Consider the following 21,172-nt stretch of genomic DNA (forward strand, 5'->3'; position numbering starts at 1 on the left):
GATGGCAGTACTGGTTACAGGCGGGGCAGGCTATATCGGCTCCCATACGGTGGCGGAATTGCTGGATCGTGGCGAAGAGGTCGTCGTCGTCGATTCATTGGAGACGGGGCATGCGGACGCGGTTCTCGGCGGCACGCTCCATGTCGGGGATATTCGGGATAGGGCCTTCTTGGAAGGCGTGTTCCAGCAGCATAAGTTCGATGCGGTCATTCATTTCGCTGCGTACTCACTCGTCGGAGAGAGCATGAGCAATCCGGCAAAATATTATGATAACAATGTGCACGGCACGCAAGTTCTGCTGGAGGTTATGCAGCAGTTCGGCGTGAAGCGGATTGTCTTTTCTTCCACGGCCGCCACGTATGGCGAGCCCGAACGGACACCGATCGAGGAGACCTTCGCGACGAATCCGACGAATGTGTACGGAGAGACGAAGCTGACGATGGAGCGCATGATGCGCTGGTTCGACCAGGTGCATGGCATCCGCTACGTCTCGCTGCGCTACTTCAATGCCGCCGGCGCGCATGAGAGCGGCCGGATCGGGGAAGACCACCAGCCGGAGACGCATCTCGTGCCGATTGTGCTGGAGACGGCCCTGGGCAAGCGCAGCGAGATTGCGGTCTTCGGCAGCGACTATCCGACGCATGACGGCACATGTATTCGCGACTATATTCACGTCAGCGACCTGGCTGACGCGCATTTGCTTGCTGTCGACTATTTGCGCAAGGACGGGGCAAGCGAGATTTTCAATCTGGGCAGCGGCAACGGCTTCTCGGTTCTCGAGGTGATCCGGACGGCGGAGCGGGTGACCGGACTGACGATTCCGACGGCGATGCGCGATCGCCGGGCAGGCGATCCGGCAGTCTTGATCGCTTCCGCCGGCAAGGCGAAGGCCGTGCTCGGCTGGCAGCCGAAGCGGGACAATATGGAGAAGATTATCGAGAGCGCCTGGCGCTGGCATCAAGCCCATCCGGACGGATACGCCAAATAGAGGGGGAGGACATCATGGCGAACGAGCAACGAGCAGGGAAGGCAGCATCGAAGCAGCTGGATGGAGGACGCACGGCGCTGGGGACGGAAGCGCCGACACTTCCGGATGGATGGCGAACGGCGGAACGCATGGATGCGGCGCACATGGCGGAGCTGATCGAGAAGCTGGTTCGCTACGCGCGGAACCGGAATATTATCGGAACGCTGGACATGCCGTATGCGCGCAATCAGTTGCTGGAGCTGTTCCGGTTAGATGAGCCATGTGAAGGATATTTGGCCCCGGAGTGGAGCGATGTTCCGGATGAACCGCAGGAGCTGCTGGAGGCACTGCTGGATGAGGCGGCCGCAAGCGGACTGCTGCCGGACAATACGACGACCTGGCGGGATCTGCTGGACGCCAAGGTGATGGGGTTGCTTATGCCTCGCCCGTCGGAGACGGAGGCCCGGTTCCGGAAGCTGTGGGCGGAGCAGGGGATTGCCGCCGCGACGGATGACTTCTATGCGTTGAACAAGGACAGCAATTATATACGGATGGATCGCATTCGGAAAAATGAGTATTGGCTGCATCCGAGCGAATTCGGCGAGATGGAGATGACGATCAACCTGTCCAAGCCGGAGAAGACGCCCCAGGAGATCGCCCAGGCCGGCCAGGCCGCGGCGGCCGATTATCCCAAATGTCTGCTGTGCGCGGACAATGTCGGCTATGCGGGCCGGGTCAATCATCCGGCGCGCCAAAATTTGCGGATTATTCCGCTCGAATTGAACGGTGAAGGATGGTTTTTCCAATACTCTCCTTATGTTTATTATAATGAGCACAGCATCGTGTTCCGGAGAGAGCATGTGCCGATGAAGCTGACCCGGGACACGTTCGCGCGGCTGCTGGCGTTCACCGAGCAGTTCCCGCATTATTTCATCGGCTCGAACGCCGACCTTCCGATCGTGGGCGGATCGATTCTGAGCCATGATCATTTCCAGGCGGGGCGGCATACGTTCCCGATCGAGAAGACGCCGACAGGGCAAGCGCATGTTCATTCGGCGCATCCGGGTGTCCGCGTCGGGGTGGTCGACTGGCCGATGTCCGTCCTCCGCCTGACGGCGGACGAGCGCGAAGCGCTGCTGAATGCGGCCGACGATCTGTACCGGTTCTGGCAAGGCTACAGTGATGAGCAAGCCGGGATCCTCGCCTGGACGGAAGGTCCCGGCGGACAGACGCGGCATAATACGGTCACGCCGATCGTCCGCCGCCGGGGGGACCGGTATGAGATGGATCTCGTGCTGCGCAATAACCGGACGGATGAGACGCATCCGGAAGGCATTTTCCATCCGCATCGCCATCTTCATCATATCAAGAAAGAAAATATCGGTCTGATTGAAGTCATGGGACTGGCGATTCTTCCCGGACGGCTGCTGGCGGAGACCGGAGCAATTGCCAGGCTGCTGGCCGGGCAGGAAGATTGGGAGGCGGTCCGCCCAAGCTTGACGGATCAGGATCCGCTCAAGCCGCATGCCGCATGGATTGATGAGCTGATCGAGCGGTATGGAACCCGGCTGGACGAAGCGGAAGCGCACCGGGTCATCCGCCACGATATCGGCTGCAAGTTCGCAGAAATTCTCGGCCATGCCGGCGTCTTCAAGCGGGATCGCGCGGGGCGCGAGGCGTGCGCCCGCTTCCTCGCGCAGGCCGGGTTCAAGGCGCAGGGCTGAGGCGGTTCTGCCGGCTGTCAGAACGGAGCGTGCGCTTCCCTGTGTGCCGGAATATGGGCGGATAGGTGCGATATAGAGATAAATGTGATATAGAGATGTATTCGAGATATAGAACAGGACAGGAGGTCCATCGATGACACAAGTGCAGATCGACGTCATTTCCCATGAGCGGTGGGGAGAGAGCTTGAAGCTGGAGAACGGGAGGTATACCGTTATTGTTCCGCTCGGCTTCGGCATCCGGATTATGCATCTTAGCCTTATGGGCGGCGAGAACGTCTTTTTCGAGGATACGGAAGGAGCGGTTAAGCAACAGGGCGAGGAATTCGCGGCGCTGGGCGGGGAAGGCTGGAAGCTGCGCGGCGGGCATCGGCTGTGGGCGAGCCCGGAGGTATATCCGCGCACCTATGGCCCGGATGACAAGCAGATTCAATATGTCCTTACCGGGCACGGAGTGAAGCTGCTCGCTCCTGTGGAGCCGTGGACGCAGACGGCCAAGGAAATCGAGATCCAATTCCGCGATGATCAGATCGAGGTCACTCACCGGATAGTCAATCATGGACCATGGCCGATTGAACTGGCGCCATGGGCGCTGTCCGTCATGGCTCCGGGCGGAATCGCCTATGTGCCGCAGACGAAGCGGGAGACCGGATTTCTCCCGAACCGGAACTTCGCGCTGTGGCCGTACACGAAGATGAATGACGAGCGTGTCAGTTGGGGCGATGATGTCATTCAGGTCCGCCAATGCGCCGATATCGAGCGGGCATTCAAGTTCGGCATGCACAACGAGGAAGGCTGGGCAGCCTATGCCGTGAACGGCACCGTGTTCGAAAAAAGCTATGAGCCGCAGCAAGAAGCGGTTTATCCCGACTTCGGATGCTCCTTCGAGCTGTATACGAACGACAAAATTTTGGAGCTGGAGACGTTGGGCCCGCTTGCCGTGTTGGCGCTTGGCGGACAGGCCGTTCACAAGGAGATATGGAAGCTTGCTCCGTGCACGGATATCGAACAATATCTTCACACGAAATTGATAGAATCGAAATCTTAAATTTTTCATAATCTTATGGTCTCTCCCAAAAGAAAGCCCTGTCCTGCACGACTCAAAGCCGCTGCGGGGCAGGGTTTTTGCCTATTTATGAACGGCTAACGGATATTTCGCGTCCGCCGATGGAAAGGGTTTCACAAGTGAGCGGGTTTATGTTATTAATAGAGAGGGACGTCAAAATGGAAAACCCTCTCAATGCGGCGGGATGCCGACGGGAGCCGATTTGTGGACGTTCCGGGGGATGGTGCGCTGTCCGGCGGGCTGGGCGGAATAAAGACTTTGCCTCGGCCGGCCGCCCAATGGGACAAGCTGTATCGAGAATCCGCCAATAACGCAGCACTTTCAGGGAGTGTGGATGAATGGCTAAATCGTTAGGATCCAGTACGAACATTATTATTCGCTTGGAAATTGACAAAAATGTGTGCACCTTCGCGCAAATTGCCGCCGCCATTGGCGAGAGCGGCGGCGATATCGTCGCCATCGACGTCATTCGCGGCACGCCGGTATCCACAGTCCGAGATATTACAGTCAATGTATATGACGGCAGTGTCGGCGATCGGGTCGTGAAGCGTCTGAAGCAGCTGCAAGGCGTGAAAGTCGTGAACGTCTCCGATCAGACGTTCCTGCTCCACCTCGGGGGCAAAATCGAGATGCAGCCCAAGGTCCCGATCCGGAACCGCGATGACTTGTCCCGGGTCTATACGCCGGGCGTGGCGCGAGTATGCATGGCCATCCATGAAGATCCGTCCAGCGCTTTCACGCTGACAATCAAGCGGGATACCGTGGCGGTTGTCTCCGATGGAACAGCTGTGCTCGGTCTGGGCGATATCGGCCCGATGGCGGCGATGCCGGTCATGGAAGGCAAGGCGATGCTGTTCAAGCAATTGGCGAACGTCGACGCGTTCCCGATCTGTCTGGACACGCAGGATACGGATGAGATCGTGCGGACGATTCAGGCGATTGCCCCGGCCTTCGGCGGCATTAATCTGGAGGACATCTCGGCGCCGCGCTGCTTCGAGATTGAGCAGCGGCTGAAGGAGAATCTCGATATTCCGGTCTTCCATGACGATCAGCATGGAACCGCTGTCGTCCTGCTGGCCGGTCTGCTTAATGCGCTGAAGATTGTGAACAAGAAGCTGGAGGATTGCAAAATCGTCCTGTGCGGGATCGGCGCGGCGGGCATGGCCTGCACCGATATATTGCTCGCGGCGGGCGCGAAGAATATTATCGGCGTCGATCGCCACGGAGCGCTGGTCCGCGGCATACAGTACGAGAACGAGGCATGGAACGGCTACGCCGCCAAGACGAATCCGAACGGAGAGGAGGGCGGCATTCAGGATGTCATCACAGGGGCGGATGTGTTCATCGGCGTCTCGGGCCCTGGCGTGCTGAAGCGGGAGCATGTGGAGACGATGAACGCGAATCCCATCATCTTCGCGATGGCAAACCCTATGCCGGAGATCGATCCGGACGAGATCGAGGATATTGCCCGCATCATTGCAACGGGCCGTTCCGATTATCCGAACCAGATTAACAACGTGCTCTGCTTCCCGGGCCTGTTCCGCGGCCTGCTGGATTGCCGCGCATCCAAAGTGACTTATAAAATGAAGCTGGCGGCCGCTCAGGCGATTGCCGAGGTCGTCTCCGAAGAAGAACTCAATGAAATGTATATTATTCCGAGCGTATTCAACCCGCTTGTCGTGACGAAGGTACGGGACGCCGTTGTCAATGCGGCCTATGAGGACGGCGTGGCGCGCCGCCGCGATTATCGGGAAAATACAGTTAAGCAGTAGCTGTTGACAGACGATTGGAAAGGGGGAGCCAGCCTCCCTCGCCCAATCGTCTGCGATTGTAAGCCTGGCAGACAGCCATCTTCTCTTCGTTTCCGGAGAAGGTGGCTTTTTTGGATCGAATGGTCGAAATGGTGTCCCAACGCGTTTTATTTGCGAAAAGTATTGACGTCGGCGAATAAGCGGTTAAAATATGCCTAAGGCACTTTGCTGTTTTCTCGCTTTTATGCAGTAAACAGTCTATGCATTAATCAGTTTATACGTTAAAGAAATATCAGACAAGCGCATAAACGCATTCCATGAGTGAATTTTTTTCGAAGAAAGACGAACAAGCAAATCGAAAAAAGCGAACAAGCAAAATGAGAGGGGATCGAACAGATGAGAGCAAAACGTCATGTCGTGCTAACATGTGCGCTGGCATTGGTGCTGCTGATGTTAAACGGATGCGGAAGCCAAGCGCCGGGGGAAGGCACAGCGGAGCAAGGGGACACGGGCAACGCGGGGAAGAAGGTGAAGATCGGGGTGACGCAGGTCGTGAACCATGCCTCGCTCGATGAAGCGTACAAAGGCTTCGTGCAAGCGTTGAAGGACAATGGCTATACAGAAGGGGACAATCTGGTCATCGATTATCAGAATGCCCAGGGCGATAATACGAACGCGGCGACCATCGCGCAGAAGTTCGCCACGAGCGGGGTCGATCTTGTGCTGGGCATCGGCACGTCCGTCTCCCAGGCTGCGGCGAAGGAAGTGAAGGACGTGCCTGTCCTGTTCACCGCAGTGACCGATCCGGTTGGCGCCGGTCTGGTTCAGAGCATGGAGAAGCCGGGCGCGAATGTAACCGGGACGACGGATCTGCATCCGGAGGCCGTCTCGCGCTTGATGGAATTTATTAGGGAGCAGGTGAATGGCGTTACGGCAGTGGGCATTTTGGCCAATGAAGGTGAACAGAACACGGTCGTGAACGTGCAGAAGGCGGAAGAGGCGTTGACCGCTCTCGGCTTGAAGGTCGTCAAGGCCCCCGTGACGAACAGCTCGGAAGTGAAGCAGGCGGCCGAATCGCTTATCGGCAAGGTGCAGGCTATCTATGTTCCGTCCGACAACACGGTTGTAAGCGGCCTCGGGGCTGTCGTCGGCGTGGCGAATGAAAATAAGATTCCGCTATTCGTCGCGGAGAAGGATTCGGTCAAGAACGGCGGTGTCGCTTCCTTCGGCTTCGAATATTACGATCTTGGCTACACGACCGGCAAAATGGCCGTCGATATGCTGAAGAACGGCAAGAAGCCGGAAGACACGCCGGTGCAAATTCCGGAATCTCTTAATCTGGCGCTGAATGTGAAGGCGGCGGAAGCGCAAGGCTTTGCCGTAACCGATGATCTGAAGAAGCAAGTGAAGCCGGACAACCTCTTCGAATAGAGAAGTGAAGGTACAAGAATAAACAGAAGAGGAGGAGTCATAGTGAGCGGATTTATGCTAGCGATGCAAAAATCGGTAGAGCTCGGCGTGCTGTACGCCTTGATGGCGCTCGGCGTCTACTTGACGTTCGCATTTTGGATTTCCCTGACTTGACGGTAGACGGAAGCTTCACGACAGGCGCAGCGATAGCGGCCCTGTGCATTACATCGGATATCTCGACCTGAATAGGAACGGCGCTTGCCTTCCTCGGTGGCGGGCTCGCCGGCATGATGACCGGCATCATTCATACGAAGGGGAAGATCAATCCGCTGTTGTCGGGCATTCTGATGATGATCGCCCTGCATTCTATCAATTTGCGGATTATGGGCAAGGCGAACATCGGCTTAATGAACAGCGATACGCTGCTTACGCCGATTACCGGAGGCTTCCTGTTCCTGATCGTCATGGGGCTGTTCGCGGTGCTGGTGAAGATGGCCTTAGACTGGTTCCTGCGGACGGAGGTCGGCCTATCCTTGCGCGCTACCGGCAACAATCCGCGCATGATTCGCAGCTTCGGCGTGCACACCGATACGACGATTGTCGTCGGCGTCAGCCTCTCGAACGCGCTTGTCGCGTTATCCGGCGCGCTGGTCGCCCAGTATCAGGGCTTCGCCGATATTCAATCGGGCGTCGGGATGATTGTCGTCGGACTGGCGTCAGTTATTATCGGGGAGGCGATTTTCGGCCACCGTACGATCGCCCGCGCGACGTTCGCGGTGCTGCTGGGCGCCGTGCTGTACCGGGTTATCGTCGCTATCGCCTTGCAGCTGCAAATGAATGCGACGGATCTGAAATTGTTTACCGCTCTCATCGTCATTGTGGCGCTAACCGTGCCGAAGATGCGACGCTCCGCGAATCAGCGTAAAATGAGCCGCCAGCGGGCGATGGAATTGGGGAAAGGAGGACAGCGCAATGCTGCAAGTGAATCAGGTCAGTAAATATTTCAATCTGAATACCCCTGATGAGAAAGCGGCGCTTACCGATATCCGGCTGCATCTGAATCCCGGAGACTTCGTGACCGTAATCGGAAGCAACGGTGCCGGCAAATCGACGCTGATGAACATTATCTCCGGCGTGCTGATCCCGGATGCAGGCACGGTTCACATCGAAGAGCATGATGTCACGCTGATGTCTGAGCATCGCCGCAGCCGCTGGATTGGCCGTGTATTCCAGGACCCGATGGCCGGCACGGCTCCGGATATGACCATCGAGGAGAATCTGGCCATTGCGGCGAAGCGGATGGGAGTCCGCGGGCTGAGACCCGGGGTGAACCGGAAGCGCAAGGCATGGTTCGCAGAAGAGCTGTCCCGATTGGGCATCGGGCTTGAGAACCGGCTGAACGCGAAGGTCGGCCTGCTCTCGGGCGGCGAACGGCAAGCGCTAAGCCTGCTGATGGCCACCTTTACGAAGCCGAGCATTTTGCTGCTCGATGAGCATACGGCGGCGCTCGATCCGTCCCGGGCGGAATGGATTACCCGCTTGACGGACGAGATCGTGCGGGAGAATTCGCTAACCACTCTGATGGTGACCCATAATATGGAGCAGGCGATCCGGCTGGGCAACCGGCTCATCATGATGGACAAAGGCAGCATTGTGCTGGATGTGCCGGCTGCATCCAAGCATTCGCTCACGGTAGATAAGCTGCTGCGGGAGTTCGAAGGGATTCGCGGAGAGAAATTTGTCGATGATCGCGTTGTTTTAGGAGGATAATTTCTCGTAATTCTATCACGAATTGCCAAAAATGTGATACAATCCATGAGGGTTACTTAGAAACGACAACAAGAACAAATTGTCGAAAGAGGGGGACGCTCATGAATTGGTTCAATCGCAGTATGATTCCGAGAATGATCGCTGTATTGTTCGTATTGATTATGACAATCAGCGGCCTTTTCATTTTCCGCGAGTATTACAGCGAGAAATCGCTCTATATGGATTTCCTGCATAAACGGCAGGAGCTCATCGCAGAAATGAAGCTCGATGACATGATGGGTGCGATCAAACAGGCATCGAGCATGGTCCAAAACAAACCGATCAACGAGGAAATGACAGACTCGCTTTTCCGAATGCTGCGGGGCCGCATGAATAAGATCGCAGGCGACGACGTTATTAATGCTTTTCTCATCATTAAGGAGAATGAGGCGAAGGACGGAGCGCCAGCCTTCCGTATTCTTCAAGCGAATGACAACCTGGAATCGATGGGGTACAAGCCGAACACGGCATACGACATGCCAGCGGCTATCCAGGACGCCTTCCTTAAGCTGACCAAAGAAGACAATACGATAATGACCGATGAATTTGAGATGGGCGATGCGGTCTATATTACCGGCTTAACGGAGATTAGAGACGATCTCGGCCATAGCATGGCTTACCTGGTTGCCGATTATGATTATTCCATCATCAAAGGTACGTTGATAGGCTTCTTGATCGAAGCCATTATCATCGGTGGGATCATCGGATTGATTGGCGTCTTGCTGGTGGCCGTGTATGTGCAGCGCCGCTTGAAGCCGCTGAATGATATCCACAAGCTGGCGGAACAAGCGGCTAACGGGGACTTGACCGTGAAGCTCGCTTCGAAGCGGCAGGATGAGATCGGGCGGCTGGCCGATGTGTTCAACCGGATGACGGAGCGGTTGAGCGGGCTGCTGGCGGAAGTGCAGCGGGCAGCGAAGGACGTCTCCTCCTCGTCGCTCGAGCTGCAGCGGGGCGCCGAGGAGACAGCGATTGCCGCGCAGGAAGTGGCGGGCGCAATGTCCGAGGTGGCGAACGGATCGCTGGAGCAGCAGCACAGCACCGAGCAGACGAAGTCTGCCATGAGTGAGATTACGGCCGGCGCGGAGCAGATCGCCACGACCTCGGAGCAGGTTGCCGAATGGATGCGGGAAGCGGCCGCCCAGGCCGGCGAAGGTCGTGTCATTGTCGATGAGACGGTCGTGCAGATGGAGCGCATCGAAGCGGCTTCGGCCGACACGAATCAGGCTATCGCCGATTGGACGGAGGCGGTCCAGCAGATTTCGGGCGCGGTCGTGTTCATCCAGAATACAGTGAAGCAGACGGAATTGCTGGCGTTGAATGCCTCGATTGAAGCGTCCCGCGCCGGTGAGCATGGACGTGGCTTCCAGGTCGTCGCGACGGAAGTCCGCAAATTGGCCGAGCATTCAAAACAATCGCTACAGTCTATTATGCAGCTGATTGATGTCATTCATACGAAGCGCGAACTGACCGAACGGGCAACCGCGCATCAGCAGGAGGCCGTCCAGAAAGGGATGGCAACGGTCAAGACGGCGGACGAGACGTTCACGGTGATCGCCGGCTCGATTGGACAAGCGAGCTCCCGCATGGAGGAATACCGCAGCATCGCTCAGCAGATGTCGGCCTCCTGCGAAGAAGTCTTTGAGCTGATTCGCCATTTGAACGATATTGCGGAGCAATCCAATGATCATACGGCACGTGTCGCGGCCACGACGGAGGAGCAGTCGGCATTGACCGAGGAGATATCGGCTTCCGTGGACAGTCTGCTCGCTTTAAGCCGGGATTTGCAGAAGATGCTGGAGCAATTCAAGGTGAACGTGAAGGAGCAGTAATTACCTGCTGCCGGGTATGATGGAAGGGACGGTAGCGGGGCAACCTAATGATCGGGAGGTGAGCGGCATGCGGCATAACAAAGCAGAGCGTATTCACCATCAGCAGAACTGTTCCCGTATCATGGAAAAGATCACGCCGCTGCGGCCGGAAAAACAAGCCGGGCGCGCGCCGAGTCTGAACCGCATTCCGAAGTAGAACGGCTCCCCCGAACCAACCGGACTTATCTCCATTATATCTTGCACAGGAAGGAAGTGTTCATTATGGCACATAAGCAGCAGGGACATTCCAGACAAAATACAACGACACGGACGTCCGACGCCAACAACGCAAAAGGCAAAAAGAAATAACGGCTTGCGAGCGGAGGGATGAAGATGCACAATCTGGACAGCAGCTATGATTGTTCCTTGGCTTCGGACGATGTTCCGAGGCTCAATTCCGAGCTGGAGTCTTTGAAGCGGCAAGCGCAATCGGAGACTTCATCCAAGGAACTCCAGGAGGCCATCAACCGGGTCGAGAATCAGCTGCATTTCATCAAAAACAAATGCTCTCTTCGTTAAAAATAAGGCATACAGAAGCGCCGCTTCCCGTTACCGGGGTAGCGGCGCTTGATGTTGCATCCAAATTATGGCATAGACGGGATGGCTGCGGCCGTTTGGTTCTGCGGCGCTGCAGCCTGGGCTTCATATGGAGCCTGAGTTGGCGCTCCGGAGCCTTGCTGCAGCTGGTACATCTTGTAGTAGCGGCCCTTCAGTCGCATCAATTCGTCATGCGTTCCTTGCTCAACGATCTCGCCGCGATGCAGCACGAGAATCAGATCGGCGCTTCGAATCGTCGACAGCCGGTGCGCGATAATGAAGGTCGTCCGTCCCCGCTTCAGCACTTCCAGCGCTTCTTGAATGAGGGCTTCCGTCTCCGTATCGATATTGGCCGTCGCCTCATCCAGAATCAGTATCGCCGGCTCGAAGGCGAGAGCCCGGGCGAATGAAATCAACTGTCTCTGCCCGGCCGACAAGGTGCTTCCTTTTTCAATCACCGGCTCGTCGATTCCTTGCGGCAAATGCTTGAGCACCCGAACGGCGCCCACCGCTTTCAGCGCTTGCTCTACCTTCTCTCGCGTGATGCGCGGATCGTTGAGACTGACGTTGCTTGCAATCGTTCCGGTGAACAGATAAGGATCCTGCAGTACGATGCCCATATGCTCCCGAATCCATTGCTTCGGTACCGAAGTCGTCGGCGTACCGTCGATCCGAATCTCGCCGCGCTGCGGGTCATAGAACCGGAACAGCAGATTCATAATCGAGCTCTTGCCGGAACCGGTATGGCCGACGAGAGCCACCGTCTGGCCCGGCTTCGCCTCGAAGGAGATGTCGCGCAGCACATAATCTTCCTTGTAGGCGAAGGAGACCCGATCGAACTCGACATGTCCCTTGTACCGGGGCATCGAGCCTTCGTCCAGCGGCTCTCCCGGTTCGTCCATCAGCTCGAATACCCGTCCTGCGGATACGAGGGAGGAGTCGAGATTCGCCAATTGGTTCACCATGCCGGTAATCGGCTGGAAGAGGCGGTTCAGCAGGTCGGCGAAAGCATACAGCACCCCGAGCGTGATGGCGCCGCTGGCGCTCAGCGACGCTCCGCCGAAAAACCAGAGCACGACCGCGAAAGCGATATTCCGCAGCACGTTCACCAGGTTATGGGACGTGAACGCGTTCAAATTGAGCATTTTGTTCTGATAGGATAAGTACTCCTCGTTCAGCTCCTCGAACTCATTCATCGTGTCCTTCTGGCGGCGGAAGGAGCGAATGACCGGAATCCCTTGGATGGATTCGTTAATCATAGCATTGATGGAGCTGAGCCGGGAACGTATCACTTTGTTATATTTCGTCGCGAATTTCCGGTACAGCACAACCCACAGATAGATGAGCGGCAAAATGAACATGCAGATGAGTGCAAGCTTCGCATCCAAAATGAATAAGGCGACATAAATGCCGGTAATCGTAATGATCCCGGACGTGAAGCTTTCCAGTACGGATAAGAACAGATCTTTGACCGCTTCGGTGTCATTGGTGACCCGGGAGACGACTTTGCCGGCAGGCAGATTATCGAAGTACGGAATCGGCAGACGCTGCACATGGGCATACACATCGCCGCGCAGCTTGCGGATGACCCGGTTCGCTGCCGTCTGGAGCCCCATAATCTGGCCATAGCTCGCCGCGACGCTGACCAGCAGCAGGCCGATATAAAGCGCCATATTTTGAATAATGCTGACGATCTCCGGCTTGTAGAACGTGAGCAGCTGGCTCAGGCTCATGGGCAACGCCGGAACCGACCAGGTATCCGACCCGGCGCGGATCGTCAGCAAGCCGTCCTCGAACTGGCGCTCTCCCGTCTCGGATGGGATCGGTCCATCCACGAAGACGAACTCCGTCCCGATCTGGAGAATGCGGACCTGCTCTCCCTTCGCTTCTCCCTCCGCGAAGCGGTCCTCCCGCTTGAAGTGGCGTCCTTCATGCAGAATGGCGCCCTTCGCTTCCTCGGATGTCTCGTAGTACGGCTTTTCAATGCCGAGTATATGCTTATCTATTATATTTTTCGCAATGAACGGCCCGGACAGCTCGGCGGCGACAGCCACCGTGAGCATGAGCAGACCAATGATGAAGCTCTTTTTGAACTGCAGGGCGTATTGCCACAGGCGCTTGCCGACATGTCTCGGGTTCGCCGTCTGTTGTTCTGCTTCCATATATCAAATCCTCCTGTAATCGTAATGCCAGTGTGCAGGGATAGAGCAGCCGGTCCTACAGCCCGGATTCCAGCTGCTGGCGCTCGTACTGTTCCTTGTACCAGCCGTCCTGCTTCAGCAAGTCGTCATGCGTGCCTTCTTCGATGATCTTGCCGTCATCGAGCACGATGATCCAGTCGGCATGCTCAATGGCCGACAACCGGTGCGTCGTAATCAGGGTCGTCTTGCCTGAGCGCTGCTCGCGTATGTTGCTGATAATATTCGCTTCCGTGCGCGCGTCAACGGCAGAGAGCGCATCATCGAGTATCAATATTTCCGGCTCCTTGATGAAGGCCCGCGCCAGCGAGACCCGCTGCTTCTGGCCGCCGGACAGAGCCACGCCCCGCTCGCCGACCAATGTCTCCACCCCGTCCACAAGCGTAGGCACATCATGGGTGAAGGAGGCGGTCTCGATCGCGTTCATCACGTCGTCATCACCAGCCCCGGAACGGCCGAATAAGATGTTCTGCTTGACAGTCTTGGAGAACAAAATCTGTTCCTGCGGCACATATCCAATCCAGCTGTGCAGCCGATCGATCGGAATCTGTTCCGCCGGGATGCCGTTAATGCAGAAGCCGCCTTCTCCGACCGGATATTCCCGCAGCAGCTGCTTGACGAAGGTCGACTTGCCGCTTCCGGTCCGGCCGACGATCCCGAGAGTCTGCCCCTTGCGAAGCTTGAGGGCGCCAAGATTCAGGTTGTCTGTCGTCGAAGTCGGGTAGCGGAACTTGTAGTTGCTCCACGCCAGCGTCTCCGGCACGGCGACATCCTTTGTATGCTCGCCGTCCTGTACGTCCGGCGTATAGTTCAGCACTTCGTTGACCCGATCGAGGGAGGCGTTGCCGCGCTGCATCACATTAATCAGGTTGCCGATGGCGAACATCGGCCAGATCATCATGCCAAGGTACATATTGAACGCGAGCAGCTCCCCGAGGGACAGCTCATTATGAATAATAAGATAGGCTCCGTAACCGAGCCCGATCACGTAGCTCAGACCGATGAAGAGCCGGATCGTCGGATCGAACAGGGCGTCGACCCGGGCGACGGCAAGGTTCTTATTATAGACGTCCTGGGTAATGTCGCGGAAGCGGGCTTCATCGGAGGTCTCCTGCACGTAGGCGCGGATGACCCGCACGCCGCCGACCGACTCCAGCACTTGATCGTTCATATCTCCGAACGCATCTTGAGCGATCATGTAGCGTTCATGAATCTTTTTGCCGAACACATTCATGGCGATGGCGATGAACGGGAGCGGCAGCAAGGCCGCCAACGTCAGCTTCCATTGAATCATGAACATGGCGAACAGTACGATGAACAGGAACGCAGTCGAATCCGTCAAGGTGAGCATGCCGAACCCGGCTGTCTGCGACACGGAACGGAGATCATTGGTTGCCCGGGCCATCAGGTCCCCGGTGCGGTTTTTCTCGAAGAACGGCGGCGTCATTCTGAGGAAATGACGCATCAGCTTGGAGCGAAGCTTGCGCTCTACCAGGTTCGCTCCACCGAATATTTGATACATCCACACATACGTAATGGCGTAAATGACGACCATCGTGCCCAGTATAAGGAGAAGATAGAACGTCAATCTGTCCCATGTAATGGCCCCGCGTACGATGTCATCGATGGCTTGCCCCAGGATGCGAGGGGGGACGAGCTCGATGATGCCGACTACGATCAGCATCACGACACCTACAATGTACCTCGTCTTATGCTCTTTGAAGAACCAGCCGAGCTTGAATAAAACCGATAGCATCATGTCACTTCCTTGTCTCTTTTGCAAAATGGAAAAACAAAAAAGGTATATCGTTCGTGAACGATATACCTTGGGTTGCGTAAGGCGATATGTACGAGCGACGTGGCGCCCGCATGACAGGGAAGCGGAATCGGCTTGCACATTATCGGCAAGTTCGAAGGGACAGCGAGTGATCGGATCACTTCGCCGCGCTTCCCGCTTCAGAATTGCGCTCTTCTCCTCAGCAAGGAGGGGCGCAGCTTCCGGCAGGGCTCCTGCGATATGAAGTTCGAGTCCGCGCCGCATGCGCCGCGTGCGCCATAACAATTGCATTACGCATTGGATTTACCTGCCTTTCTGAAGTAGTATGGATAGGCCGCGCGCATCATCGCGCTACCGTATCTGATTGTTGATTCTAGCATCGAGCTTTCGGCATTGTCAACCATTTTTTTGAAATGAACGTCCGTGTGCTGTGTTTGTGCATGTCCCGGAGTCCTCTCCATTGCCGGATCGTCCACTTTCGTCGTATGATGGATGGTGGCGAAGCAAGCGGACGGTGTCTCAGGCAGTCAAGGAGGGAGAGACCCTTGCCGTGGTACGGACCAGAGGGTCCGTACGGTCATCCGGTCATCCGGGAACGGGTGGATCGGCCGCGCCAGGTCTCTTCATGAGCGACCCAGCAGCAGCGACAAGATGCCCGCCGCGATCAGCGGCCCGACCGGAACGCCGCGGAACAGCGCGACGCCGAGCACGGTCCCGATGAGCAATCCGGCGACGACGGTTGGCGATTGCGTCATCAGATGCGCGCCACGGCCGCCCAGGTAGGCGACCAGCATTCCGACCGCGACGGCCAGGAGCGACTTCCAATGCAGGAACGATTGCAGAATCGTCTCCATGGACATGGATCCGCTGGCGATCGGGGACATGACCCCGATGGTAAGAATGATAATTCCGATCGTGAGGCCGTATTTCTCTATCCAAGGGAACAGGCTCTGCAGATGGGTGACGCGCAGAAGCAACAGGACGACCATCGCGATCGTGATGGTGGAGTTGCCGCTGATGATGCCCAGTCCGGCCAGCCCCAATAAAACAAGCGAAGAAATATCGATTTGCGCCATTAGAATTGCAGCTCCTTTCAGTTCGTGTAACGACCTCTTTCGGACAGCACAAGGATAGCATATTTATACCAACTTGAAAATGAAGCAACCCATCGGAGGTGGAGGTTATGAGTAACACATTATTGCTGACCGGCTTCGATCCATTCGGAGGCGAGTCGATCAATCCGTCCTGGGAGGCGGTGCGCGCGCTCGACGGCGCTGCGCTGGGACGGTATCGGGTGCAGGCGGCGCAGCTGCCGACTTCGTTCGCGCGGGCCGGGGAGACGCTGCGCGAAGCGATGGCCGGCTGCAATCCCGCCGCCGTCATCTGTGTCGGACAAGCCGGCGGCCGCCCGGACATCACGCTGGAGCGGGTAGCGATCAATTTGGCGGATGCCCGCATTGCGGACAATGACGGCGATCAGCCGACGGATGACGAGGTCGTGCCGGGAGGGCCTGCCGCCTATTGGGCGACGCTGCCGGTGAAGGCCTTGCGGCGCACCGTGCTGGAGGCGGGCATCCCGTGCTCGGTGTCGTATACGGCCGGGACGTTCGTCTGCAACGCCATCTTCTATACGCTGATGCATGAGCTGGCTGGCCGGCAGGAAGCGGGGCGAATCCCGGCAGGATTCATTCATATTCCATTTTTGCCACAACAGGCAGCCGCTTATCCGGGCAAGCCAAGCATGTCGCTGGAGGCGATCGTGCAGGCGCTGCGCACCGTCATCATTCACGCGGATGCGGAGGAGGAGAGGGGAAGAAGCGCCGGGACTTTGCACGGTTGAGCCCGTAAGGGAAGCGGAGCTGAATGCCTTTCATCTCCGCACGTTGACGGAATAGGCACGCATGCATCGTTGACGGAACTGGCAAGCCAAAAGGGGCCCGAGCGGGCCCCTTTCTTTATTTCAGATCTTCGATGGAGTTGATGTCCATATAAGCTGGAACGACAAGGCCGATTTTGGTGCCATCCAGGTTCGGACCGAGATCATCGATTTGATCCTTGAATTTGTCGTAATAGTCTTTGTGCGTCGTTGGGAGCCAGGCTGCCACAATCGCATCGACATCCCCGTTGGCGACGCCCGTCCACATCGGACCGGCTTCGACCTGGAGCAGATTGACCTTGTAGCCGAGCTTCTCCTGCAGCACGTACGCGATGACGTTCGTGCTTGCGATCTCCGAATCCCAGGCCACATAGCCCAGCTTCAGCTTCTTCCCGTCTGCAGGCTGTGCGCCTTCGATCCACTTGTCAGCCTTGTCTGGATTCGCATCGACCCATTCTTTGGCCGCTTCTTCCGGGTTCTTGCCGTCATGAACGGCAACCATCACCTGCGCCATATCGTCTGCCGTCCATTCGAACTGATCGAGCACCTTATGCGCGTTCGGATCGTCTTCTTTTAATCCTTTGCGAGCAATCGTATGGATCTGCTCATCTCCGCCGTAGACCCCTTTCGGATCCTCTAGGTATTTCAGGTCGTATTTGGCGAATTTCCAATGCGGCGTCCAGCCCGTAATGATAATCGGCTCCTGCTTCTTGAGCGCTTTATCCAAAGTAGCGGTCATGGCGGCGCCGGAGCCCTCGATGAGCTTCCATTTGTCGAGGCTGTATTCCTGGAGCGCTTGCTCTGTCGCCTGCATAATCCCCGCACCGGCGTCGATGCCGACGATTTTGTAATCGACGGACGCGCCTATGCTTGCCGATTGGCTGTCTCCGGAGGAAGCCCCGTCGCTATCCGCTCCTCCAGATGGGCTGGAGGAACCGGAGCAGCCTGCCAGCGTCCATCCGATCATCGCGATAAGTCCCAATAACATCCAACGTCTCGTTCGATTATGCTTCATGCACATCACGCTCCTTGTTTTTTTGATTTATTTTTTTTGACACTATGCTGAGAGAACCGGTCCAAAATAATAGCCAGCAGCACGACAGCGAGGCCAGCCTCGAAGCCCTGGCCGATCTTCAGCTGGGTAACGGAACGATAGACTTCGGCTCCAATTCCTTGGGCACCGATCATGGAGGCGATAACGACCATGGACAGCGATAGCATAATCGTCTGGTTCACGCCGGCCATCAAGGTCGGCATGGCGACCGGAAGCTGCACCTTCCACAAGGTCTGCATGGGGGTTGAGCCGAAGGCGGAAGCGGCCTCCATCATGTCTTCCGGCACTTGGCGGATGCCAAGCTCGGTCAGCCGAATCGTCGGCGGCACGGCGAAGATGACGGAAGCAATAACGCCAGGCACGATGCCGAGTCCGAACAGGAATACGGCCGGAAGCAAATAGACAAAGGCGGGCATCGTCTGCATGAAATCGAGCACCGGCCGCACAATCCGGGATACGTTGTCCGAACGACCGGAGGCAATGCCAAGCGGAATGCCGATGACGATAGACAATAATGTCGATACGATGACGAGGGCCAGCGTGCTCATCGTCGGCTCCCAATAGCCGAGCGCTTCGATGATGAACAGTCCGATCAAGGTCAACAAGGATAAGGACCAGCGTCCGATCAGGAAAGCAAGCACGGTGAAGAGAGCAATTAAAATGTAGGCAGACGGCCAGGTGAGCAGAGCGGTGATGCTTTCGACGCAGCGTTCGATTACTTTGGACAGAAATTGGAAGAATCCATCGGCATTCGTTCCGAGCCAGTTCACTCCCTCTTCGACCCAATTACCTATCGGCAGTCGCATGCGACATCACCATCCCTTCCGTGTCTGTAGTTGCAGTATCCGTTCCAGTCGTGTCGCTCGCTCCATTGGGCACATTGCCCGCCAGCGCGCCGAGAACCGCTCCACGCACGATCGCGCCCATCAGCTTGCCATTCGGTTGGACGACAGCGATTGGAAGCTTGGCTTCGCCTGATAGCGCGAACAGATCGTTCAGCAGCACATCCGGCGATACGGTAGGGACGTCGGTGAACATGACTTCCTGCAATGACTTGCTGCTGCGTGCCGCCTCACTGGCCTGCTCGGCTGTAACGACCCCTTGAAGAGACTTATCTTTGCCCACGACGAACAGGGTTGAGATGCCGATATCCCGCATGAGCTGCAGGGCGACGCGAGGTCCCCGATCAAGGGATACCGTCTCCGGCCGGCGCATGATGTGCGCTGCCGTCAGCACTTTCGATAAGTCCACTCCTTCAACGAATCGCTCCACGTATTCGTCTGCCGGATCCATCAGCATTTGTTCCGGGGTGCCGATTTGAATCAGCTTCCCGTCTTTTAATAACGCGATTCGATCTCCGATGCGGAGAGCTTCGTCCAAATCATGGGTAATAAAAATGATGGTTTTATGCATTTTTTGCTGTAATGCGAGGAGTTCGTCCTGCATATCCCGCCGGATAAGCGGATCAAGAGCACTGAATGCTTCGTCCATCAGCAGAACATCCGGATCATTGGCCAGCGCTCTGGCCAGTCCGACCCGCTGCTGCATGCCGCCGCTTAATTCGTCAGGATATTTCTGCTCCCAGCCGTCGAGTCCTACCAAACCGAGAGCTTCCCCCGCCTTGCGGTAGCGTTCTTCCTTCGCCATTCCTTGAATTTCGAGGCCGTATGCGGCGTTGTCGAGGACGGTGCGATGAGGGAAGAGTGCGAACTTCTGGAACACCATGCCGATCGTCTTGCGGCGAACTTCCCGCAGCTCCGACTCGCTTAGCTTGGAGATGTTCCGATCCTTCAACCAGATGTCTCCGTCCGTCGGTTCGATAAGACGATTCAGCATTCGCACCAGCGTGGACTTTCCGCTGCCGGAGAGGCCCATGATAACGAAGATTTCGCCTGGCTCGACGGAGAAAGAGACCTGATTGACGGCAACAGTCGCTTGTTTTTCTGTGGCGAGCCGTTCCCGGGACCACCCTTGCTTCAGCAGAGTGAGCGAGCGTTGCGCTTGCGGACCGAAGATTTTGGTCACTCCGTTGACTTTAATGATAGACAATCGTTTCACCTCTCTTGGTCTTGCCCGAATTCTTTTTTCCAACCCTTTCTATTGTAACCTTTGAAAATTTTCAATAACAACCTTTAAAACTGTTTGTAAATTACGTTCAGTAAAAACTGTACAAACTTATGCTGTCATATGCTCATCTTTCCTAAAGAATGCTGACCTATCCGGTACTTTACTTTTGAATCCATCTCTCATACAATGTTCGATGACGCCTTGTACCGTTAGGAGATGCGGGATTCCCGAGCCGTCCCGAGTCGCTCTCATCTTCCTCTATATAATCAATGACTACGGTATCATTCAAAAGGAGTCGAATAATTAGCAGCAGCCAGGTTCGGCACAGGAGGAATTAGCACATGGCAACGTTCGCGCAGTTGACGCAGGAACAACAAGGGGCGGTGGAAAAAGCTCGCAATCGTGTCATAGAAGCGATCGGTCAAAATATGGACCTATACGGAATGACTCAATCCACAGGCCATTTGTACGGTTTGTTATTTTTCAGCGATCATCCGATGACGCTGGATGAGATGGGCAAGGAAATGGCAATGAGCAAGACGAGCATGAGCACCGGGGTCCGTACGCTGGTGGATATGAAGATGGTGCACAAGGTATGGGGCAAAGGCACGCGGAAAGACTTGTATGAAGTGGAGCCGGACTGGTACCAGACATTTGCCGATTACTTCGGCATTAAGTGGCGCAAGGCCATCGAAGTGAACTTATCTGCTATCCGGCGTTCCAAGCGAGAACTGGAGAACCTGCTCGCAGCGAATAGCGAGGACGAGACGCTGAGCGGCATCGTTCAGGCGGACATTGCCAAGATGCAGGAAGCAGAGCAGTATTACTACTGGCTGGATCAATTAATAGATGCACTGGAGAGCGGCGACATTTTTCACTTTGTCCCGAAGCCGGGAACTCCTGAATAAACATAATATTCGCTCCAAAAGACGGCCCAAAGCCGTCTTTTTTTATGAATAAGCTCCTTCTGTCTCTTATCAACGGTATCCCCTTGGATCAGGCGAGCTAAGTCATCCTCGTTCGTGCATATAGTGGATATCCCCGTCGCGCAGGCAAGTGAAGTATCCT

The 21,172-nt window shown here is 56.3% G+C and carries 18 protein-coding genes and 1 pseudogene; 13 read left to right on the forward strand and 6 right to left on the reverse strand.

Annotation, left to right across the window (positions count from 1 at the left end; genetic code table 11):
* Position 1 precedes the first annotated feature (1 nt).
* The 10 genes and pseudogenes from galE (at position 2) to DQX05_RS26735 (ending at position 11,114) form a co-directional block, all read left to right on the forward strand.
* Positions 2-988, forward strand: a complete 987-nt coding sequence (gene galE, locus DQX05_RS26695) for a UDP-glucose 4-epimerase GalE (protein WP_119796339.1) — start codon at positions 2-4, stop codon at positions 986-988.
* A gap of 14 nt (positions 989-1,002) precedes the next feature.
* A complete protein-coding gene (locus DQX05_RS26700) occupies positions 1,003-2,691 on the forward strand; it encodes a UDP-glucose--hexose-1-phosphate uridylyltransferase (protein WP_119796340.1) in 1,689 nt (562 codons plus the stop codon).
* 133 nt (positions 2,692-2,824) lie between these two features.
* A complete protein-coding gene (locus DQX05_RS26705) occupies positions 2,825-3,736 on the forward strand; it encodes a hypothetical protein (protein WP_119796341.1) in 912 nt (303 codons plus the stop codon).
* Between the two features lie 356 nt (positions 3,737-4,092).
* The gene (locus DQX05_RS26710) at positions 4,093-5,526 is read left to right on the forward strand and encodes an NAD-dependent malic enzyme (protein ID WP_119796342.1); all 1,434 of its coding nucleotides are present in this window, start codon (positions 4,093-4,095) and stop codon (positions 5,524-5,526) included.
* Between the two features lie 375 nt (positions 5,527-5,901).
* Complete coding sequence (locus tag DQX05_RS26715) at positions 5,902-6,936, forward strand: ABC transporter substrate-binding protein (RefSeq protein WP_119796343.1); 1,035 nt, start codon at positions 5,902-5,904, stop codon at positions 6,934-6,936.
* Between the two features lie 54 nt (positions 6,937-6,990).
* Positions 6,991-7,913: pseudogene (locus tag DQX05_RS26720) on the forward strand (ABC transporter permease).
* Entirely contained in the window at positions 7,888-8,685 is a 798-nt protein-coding gene (locus DQX05_RS26725; protein WP_119796344.1) for an ABC transporter ATP-binding protein, read from the forward strand. The pseudogene DQX05_RS26720 and the gene DQX05_RS26725 overlap by 26 nt, the downstream one beginning before the upstream one ends.
* Positions 8,686-8,786: 101 nt before the next feature.
* On the forward strand, positions 8,787-10,556 hold the full coding sequence (locus tag DQX05_RS26730; RefSeq protein ID WP_119796345.1) for a methyl-accepting chemotaxis protein: 1,770 nt from the start codon (positions 8,787-8,789) through the stop codon (positions 10,554-10,556).
* A gap of 67 nt (positions 10,557-10,623) precedes the next feature.
* The gene (locus DQX05_RS32600) at positions 10,624-10,752 is read left to right on the forward strand and encodes a hypothetical protein (RefSeq protein ID WP_259392249.1); all 129 of its coding nucleotides are present in this window, start codon (positions 10,624-10,626) and stop codon (positions 10,750-10,752) included.
* Between the two features lie 176 nt (positions 10,753-10,928).
* Positions 10,929-11,114 (forward strand): DUF2524 domain-containing protein, encoded by a 186-nt coding sequence (locus DQX05_RS26735; RefSeq protein ID WP_119796346.1) that lies wholly within the window; start codon positions 10,929-10,931, stop codon positions 11,112-11,114.
* 65 nt (positions 11,115-11,179) lie between these two features.
* Here the strand turns inward: DQX05_RS26735 and DQX05_RS26740 are convergent, their stop codons facing one another.
* Both DQX05_RS26740 and DQX05_RS26745 read right to left on the reverse strand, forming a co-directional pair.
* Positions 11,180-13,294, reverse strand: a complete 2,115-nt coding sequence (locus DQX05_RS26740) for an ABC transporter ATP-binding protein (RefSeq protein ID WP_119796347.1) — start codon at positions 13,292-13,294, stop codon at positions 11,180-11,182.
* Positions 13,295-13,349: 55 nt separating this feature from the next.
* The gene (locus DQX05_RS26745; protein ID WP_119796348.1) at positions 13,350-15,086 is read right to left on the reverse strand and encodes an ABC transporter ATP-binding protein; all 1,737 of its coding nucleotides are present in this window, start codon (positions 15,084-15,086) and stop codon (positions 13,350-13,352) included.
* 135 nt (positions 15,087-15,221) lie between these two features.
* Here DQX05_RS26745 and DQX05_RS31160 point away from each other — a divergent pair, with 135 nt between their 5' ends.
* Positions 15,222-15,389 (forward strand): hypothetical protein, encoded by a 168-nt coding sequence (locus DQX05_RS31160; RefSeq protein ID WP_182914916.1) that lies wholly within the window; start codon positions 15,222-15,224, stop codon positions 15,387-15,389.
* Between the two features lie 341 nt (positions 15,390-15,730).
* Here the strand turns inward: DQX05_RS31160 and DQX05_RS26750 are convergent, their stop codons facing one another.
* Positions 15,731-16,174 carry a DUF441 domain-containing protein gene (locus DQX05_RS26750; RefSeq protein WP_119796355.1) on the reverse strand — a complete coding sequence of 148 codons (444 nt, stop codon included), beginning with the start codon at positions 16,172-16,174 and terminating at the stop codon, positions 15,731-15,733.
* A 116-nt stretch (positions 16,175-16,290) separates the two neighbouring features.
* Here DQX05_RS26750 and pcp point away from each other — a divergent pair, with 116 nt between their 5' ends.
* Positions 16,291-16,947, forward strand: coding sequence for a pyroglutamyl-peptidase I (gene pcp / locus DQX05_RS26755; protein ID WP_119796349.1), 657 nt, complete (start codon positions 16,291-16,293; stop codon positions 16,945-16,947).
* 115 nt (positions 16,948-17,062) lie between these two features.
* On the opposite strand, the gene DQX05_RS26760 is transcribed toward pcp, so the two are convergent.
* From DQX05_RS26760 to DQX05_RS26770, 3 genes are read right to left on the reverse strand one after another with little or no spacing between them, the layout of a single operon-like run.
* Positions 17,063-17,998, reverse strand: a complete 936-nt coding sequence (locus tag DQX05_RS26760; protein ID WP_119796350.1) for a glycine betaine ABC transporter substrate-binding protein — start codon at positions 17,996-17,998, stop codon at positions 17,063-17,065.
* A 5-nt stretch (positions 17,999-18,003) separates the two neighbouring features.
* Positions 18,004-18,843, reverse strand: coding sequence for an ABC transporter permease (locus tag DQX05_RS26765; RefSeq protein ID WP_119796351.1), 840 nt, complete (start codon positions 18,841-18,843; stop codon positions 18,004-18,006).
* The gene (locus tag DQX05_RS26770) at positions 18,824-20,086 is read right to left on the reverse strand and encodes a quaternary amine ABC transporter ATP-binding protein (protein ID WP_119796352.1); all 1,263 of its coding nucleotides are present in this window, start codon (positions 20,084-20,086) and stop codon (positions 18,824-18,826) included. The genes DQX05_RS26765 and DQX05_RS26770 overlap by 20 nt, the downstream gene beginning before the upstream one ends.
* Positions 20,087-20,445: 359 nt before the next feature.
* Here DQX05_RS26770 and DQX05_RS26775 point away from each other — a divergent pair, with 359 nt between their 5' ends.
* Positions 20,446-21,012: a GbsR/MarR family transcriptional regulator gene (locus tag DQX05_RS26775; protein WP_119796353.1), complete on the forward strand. Its 567-nt coding sequence runs from the start codon at positions 20,446-20,448 to the stop codon at positions 21,010-21,012.
* Positions 21,013-21,172: the final 160 nt, after the last annotated feature.

The organism is Paenibacillus thiaminolyticus, assembly GCF_003591545.1.
Taxonomy (GTDB): Bacteria; Bacillota; Bacilli; order Paenibacillales; family Paenibacillaceae; genus Paenibacillus_B; species Paenibacillus_B thiaminolyticus_A.